This window comes from Massilia sp. P2_C2 (assembly GCF_056404615.1).
On the sequence record NZ_JBFUDR010000624.1, the window covers coordinates 1 to 1090 of the forward strand.

Annotated in this window: 1 protein-coding gene; it reads right to left on the minus strand. The window is 66.3% G+C overall.

Annotated features, from left to right (window positions below; translation table 11 throughout):
* Positions 1-86: 86 nt before the first annotated feature.
* Positions 87-1090, minus strand: a 1004-nt coding sequence (locus tag AC1DYX_RS31405) for a 2-oxo acid dehydrogenase subunit E2 (RefSeq protein ID WP_477266161.1), incomplete at its 5' end; no start/stop codon positions are given.

Here is a 1090-nt window from a genome sequence, read left to right on the forward strand (position 1 = left end):
GGCTTGACCATCAGTTCGATGATTTCGACTTCCTTGAAATCGCCGATGTTGGGGACTTTGACTTCAACGGTGCTCATGGGCTCTCCTTACAGCAGCGTCTTGCGCAGGTCGGCCAGGACGTCGGCCAGGTAGGTCGTGAAGCGGGCGCCGGCGGCACCGTCGATCACGCGGTGATCGAACGACAGCGACAGCGGCAGCATCAGGCGCGGCTGGAATGCCTTGCCGTCCCATACCGGTTTCATCGAAGACTTCGACAGGCCCAGGATGGCGACTTCCGGCGCGTTGATGATCGGCGTGAACGCGGTGCCACCCAGGCCGCCCAGCGACGAGATCGTGAACGTCGCGCCCTGCATGTTCGCGGGCGACAGCTTGCCGTCGCGCGCCTGCGCAGACAGTTCGCCCATCTCGGTGGCGATCTGCGACACGGACTTCTTGTCGGCGTCCTTGATGACCGGGACCACGAGGCCGTTCGGCGTATCGGCCGCGAAGCCGATGTTGTAGTACTTCTTGAGGATCAGCTGGCCGTTGGCTTCGTCCAGCGACGCGTTAAAGTTCGGGAACTTCTTCAGCGCGGCGACGGAAGCCTTGATCACGAACGCCAGCATGGTCAGCTTGACCGGCGACTTGGCCTTGGCGTAGGCGGCGTTCGAATCGACGCGCAGTTCTTCCAGGTCGGTGACGTCGGCCTCTTCGAACTGCGTCACGTGCGGGATCATGACCCAGTTGCGGTGCAGGTTCGGGCCGGAGATCTTCTTGATGCGCGACAGCGGCTGCGCTTCGGTCTCGCCGAACTTGCTGAAGTCCAGCGACGGCCACGGCAGCAGGTTCAGGCCTGCGCCGCCACCGGCTGCGGCCGGCGCGGCCGTCGGGCCGGCGCTCAGCGCGGCCTTGACGAAGCCCTGCACGTCCTCCTGGGTGATGCGGCCCTTCGCACCGGAACCCTTGACCTTGTTCAGGTCGACGCCCAGCTCGCGTGCGAACTTGCGCACGGACGGCGAGGCATGGGCCGACGAGAAGCTCGGGGCGGGGCCGGCAGCCGGCGCTGCGGCGGCAGCGGGAGCCGGTGCGGCGGCCGGAGCCGGTGCCGGAG